Source organism: Streptomyces sp. NPDC046349 (assembly GCF_055587885.1).
Map to the genome: position 1 here is coordinate 1 of NZ_JBVJFK010000028.1, position 5022 is coordinate 5022.

1 protein-coding gene is annotated in these 5022 nt (G+C 72.5%); it reads left to right on the forward strand.

What is annotated here, in order from left to right; all coding sequences use genetic code 11:
• Window positions 1-5022 (forward strand): type I polyketide synthase (locus ACZ6JS_RS35465; protein WP_469304212.1); only part of this gene is annotated, 5022 nt, incomplete at both ends.

Sequence of the window (5022 nt, forward strand, 5' to 3'; positions counted from 1 at the left end):
AACATCGGCCACTCCCAAGCCGCCGCCGGCGTCGGCGGCGTCATCAAAATGGTCATGGCCATGCGCCACGGCCTCCTCCCCCGGACCCTGCACGTGGACCGGCCGACCTCGCACGTGGACTGGAGCAGGGGGGCGGTGTCCCTGCTGACGGAGGCGACCCCCTGGCCGGAGACGGACCGGCCGCGCCGGGCGGGTGTGTCCTCCTTCGGCATCAGCGGCACCAACGCCCACGTCGTCCTCGAACAGGCCCCCGCAACCGAGCCCGAGCCCGCCGCCGAGGCCCCCGAAGCCGTGCCGATGGCTCCCTGGCTGCTGTCGGGCCACACGGAGGCGGCCCTGCGGGCCCAGGCGGGGCGGCTGCTGGCCTTCGTCTCCGAGCGCACGGCGCAGCCCGATCGGGTGCTGGGTCAGGAGGAGAGCCCGGTCGCGCTCGCGGACATCGGCCGGTCACTGGCAGAGGTGCCCGCCCTCCCGGCCCATGCGGCGGCGGTGGTGGCGGAGGACCGGGACGGGTACCTTCGTGCGCTCGGCGCGCTGGCCGCCGGCGAGGAGTCCCCGGACGTGATCGTCGGCCCGCGGGGCGGACGCGACGGAGGCAGGACGGCGTTCCTGTTCACGGGGCAGGGCAGTCAGCGGCCCGGCATGGGCCGGGAGCTGTACGAGACGCACCCCGTCTACGCCCGCGCCCTCGACGAGGTCTGCGCCCACCTGGACCGGCACCTCCAGGAGTCCACCCCTCTCAAGGACCTGCTCTTCGGCGACGAGGACCCGGCGTCACCCCTGCACCAGACCATGTGGACCCAGGCGGCGCTCTTCGCCACGGAAGTCGCCCTGTTCCGGCTGGTGGAGCACTACGGACTGACCCCCGACCACCTGGTCGGACACTCCCTCGGCGAACTCACCGCGGCGCACGTCGCGGGGGTGCTCTCCCTCGACGACGCCTGCAAACTCGTCGCCACCCGCGGCCGCCTGATGCAGTCCGCACCCGCCGGCGGCGCCATGATCGCCATCGAAGCCACCGAAACCGAAATACGCGACACCCTCCCCACCCACCACGGACACCTCGACATCGCCGCCGTCAACACCCCCCACTCCACCGTCATCACCGGCGACCACGACGCAGCCCACCAACTCGCCACCACCTGGCGCAACAACGGCCGACGCACCAAACAACTCAACGTCAGCCACGCCTTCCACTCACCCCACATGGACGGCATCCTCGACGAATTCCGCACCACCGCAGCCACCCTCACCTACCACGCCCCCACCATCCCGATCATCTCCAACCTCACCGGCAAACCCGCCACCACCGAACAACTCACCAACCCCGACTACTGGGTCCAACACCTCCGCCACACCGTCCGCTTCAACGACGCCGTCCAACACCTCCACCACCACAACGTCACCACATACCTCGAACTCGGACCCGACGCCGTACTCACCGCGATGACCCGGGCCTGCCTGGGCGAGGAGGCGCAGGGAGCGGTGACGGCCGTCGCCGCCCTGCGCAAGGGGCGCTCCGAGGTGCGGACGCTCGCCGTCGCCCTCGGCGAGGCGGCCGTACGGGGTGCGGCACTGGACGCCGAGGGCCTCTTCCCGGGTGCGCGTCGGGTGCTGCTGCCGACGTACGCCTTCCAGGGCACCCGGTACTGGCTCAACAGCCCGGCCACGGCCGAGGACGTGGCGAGTCTGGGGCTCACCCCGGCGGAGCACCCGCTGCTGGGTGCGGTGACCAGCCTCGCCGGCGGGGAAGGACTGCTGTTCACGGGCCGCGTCTCGCGCGGCACCCACCCGTGGGTGGCCGATCACGCGGTCGCCGGAACCGTTCTGCTGCCCGGTACCGCTTTGGTCGAGATGGCTCTCGCGGCGGGCGAGCGCTGCGGCTACGACCGGCTCCAGGAGCTGGTCCTGGAAGCACCGCTGGCCATTGCAGAGGAAGGCCGTGTCCACCTCCAGGTCGCGCTCGGCGCAGAGGAGTCGGGCTCCCGGTCCGTCACCGTCCACTCCCGCCCCGAGAGGGCGACCGACGCGGAATGGACCCGGCACGCCTCGGGTGTTCTCTGCGAGGCCGGCCCGGTCCCGGCACCGGACGCCGTCGTCTGGCCGCCGGAGGGCGCGACCGAGCTGGCGGTCGGCGACCTCTACGCCCGGCTCGCCGAACGCGGATACACCTACGGCCCCGCCTTCCAGGGGCTGCGGCGCGCATGGAGACGCGGCACGGAGACATATGCCGAGGTCGTGGTGCAGGAGGGCATCGACGACGCCGCGTTCGCCCTGCACCCCGCGGTGCTGGACGCCGCACTCCACGGCCTGCTGATCGAGGACTCCGACGAGGTGAACGTCCCGTTCTCGTTCAACGGGGTCACGCTGCACACGGCGGGCGCGACCGCGCTGCGGGTGCGCCTGGTGCCGAACGGCACGAGCGCCGCCTCGCTGACGGCCACGGACACCGACGGCCGGCGTGTCCTGACCGTCGACGAGATCACCCTGCGGCCGGCCGGTGACCTGCAGGACCCGGGTGGCAAGCAGGACGGGCTCTACCGCATGGCGTGGAAGCCGTTCGCGGCGGCCTCGGGCGGCGCCGCCGGTTCCTGGGCGGTGCTGGGGTCCGATCCGCACGGGCTGGCCGCGGCCGTCTCGGGCGACACGTACGCCGACGTCGCCGAACTACGGACGGCTTTGGGCGACGGCGCGCAACTTCCGTCCTTCATAGCCCTGTCGGAGAGCTTCACCGATGTACACGGAGCAGTCCAGGACACCCTGGCCGTACTCCGGGAACTCCTCACCGACGCCGCACTCGACTCCACCCGGATCATCGTCCTCACCCGCGGCGCCACCGCCCTCACCACCGACGAGGACATCCTCGACCTGCCCGCCTCGGCCCTCACCGGCCTCGTCCGCACCGCACAGAACGAGTACCCGGGCCGCATCACCCTCCTCGACATCGACGACACCGACAGCCTCACCACAGCGGCACACACCGCGGCCGACGCTCCCGACACCCAACTCGTCCTCCGCAACAACCGGCTTCACACCCCCCGCCTCGAAACCGCCCCCGCCCCCACCGTCCCGGCCACCCCCCTGGACCCGGAAGGCACCGTCCTGATCACCGGCGGCACCGGCGGACTCGGCCACATCCTCGCCCGCCACCTCGTCACCCACCACGGCGCCAAACACCTCCTCCTCACCAGCCGCACCGGACCCGACGCCCCCGGAGCCCGACAACTCCACGACGAACTCACCGCAGCCGGCGCCCACATCACCATCACCGCCTGCGACACCGCCGACCGAACCCAACTCGCCCAACTCCTCGACACCATCCCCACCGACCACCCCCTCACCACCGTCATCCACGCCGCCGGCACCCTCAACGACGCCACCCTCGACAACCTCACCCCCCACCACGTCACCCACGTCCTCCACCCCAAAACCGACGCCGCCCACCACCTCCACGAACTCACCACCCACCACAACCTCACCCACTTCATCCTCTTCTCCTCCATCGCCGGACTCATCGGAAACCCCGGCCAAGCCAACTACGCCGCCGCCAACACCTACCTCGACGCCCTCGCCCACCACCGCCACCACCACAACCTCCCCGCCACCAGCCTCGCCTGGGGACTCTGGGACACGAGCACCGGCAGCATGGCCGCCCAGTTCTCGGACTCCGACATGAGGAGGTGGGCCGACAAGGGCATCCTCGCGCTGACCCCCGAACGCGGCATGGAGCTGTTCGACGCCGCTCTCGGCGCCGGTCAACCGGAACTGGTGCCGATCGAGTTGGACCTCCGGGCGCTGCGCGACCCGGCGGCGACGGCCCCGGCCCTGCTGCGCACCCTGGTCCGCGCGCCGCGCCGCCGGGCCGCCGCGGCCGCCGGTTCCTCCTGGGCGGAGCGCACCGCCGCGCTCGCCCCGGCCGAGCGCCGCCGGGCCGCGCTGGACCTCGTACGGACCACGGTCGCCGCCGTCCTCGGCCTCGCGGGACCCTCCGCGGTCAACGACAGCGGGCCGTTCATCCAGCTGGGCATGGACTCCCTGACCGGCATGGAGCTGCGGCGCAGGCTGGCCTCGGACAGCGGTGTCGCCGTTCCCGCGACCGCCGTCTTCGACCACCCCACGCCCGGCGCGCTCACGGACTTCCTCGTCGCCGAACTCGGCAGGATCGCCGGGGAGGCCGCGGCCCGGTCCGTGCAGCCGGCCGCGCACGGATCCGCGGCCGGCTCCGGCGGCGGCCAGGACGACCCGGTCGTCATCGTCGGCATGGCCTGCCGCTACCCGGGCGACACCCGCTCCCCCGACGACCTGTGGCAGCTCGTCGCCGACGGCACCGACGCCATCGGCCCCTTCCCCACCAACCGCGACTGGGACGTCGACGGCCTCTATGATCCGGACCCCGCCCGCGCAGGCAAGAGCTACACCCGGCACGGCGGCTTCCTCTACGATGCCGACCGCTTCGACGCCGAGTTCTTCGGGGTTTCGCCGCGCGAGGCGTACGCGATCGACCCGCAGCAGCGCCTGCTCCTGGAGACCGCCTGGGAGAGCTTCGAACACGCCGGCATCGACCCGGCCACTCTGCGCGGGAGCCGGACCGGGGTGTTCGTCGGCTCCATGTACGACGACTACGCCTCGCGGCTGTCCGCGGTACCGGTCGAGTACGAGGGCTACCTCAGCACGGGCAGCGCCGGCAGTGTCGCCTCCGGACGGCTGTCCTACACCTTCGGGCTGGAGGGCCCGGCCATCACGGTCGACACGGCCTGCTCGTCCTCGCTCGTGGCCCTGCACCTGGCCGCCCAGGCCCTGCGCCAGGGCGAGTGCAGCCTGGCTCTCGCGGGCGGTGCCACGGTGATGGCCACACCGCGGCCCTTCGTGGAGTTCAGCCGGCAGCGCGGCCTCGCGCCCGACGGCCGCGTGAAGTCGTTCTCCGCCTCGGCGGACGGCACCGCGTGGAGCGAGGGCGTGGGCGTGCTGCTTCTGGAGCGGCTCTCCGACGCCCGCCGCAACGGACACCCCGTACTGGCCGTC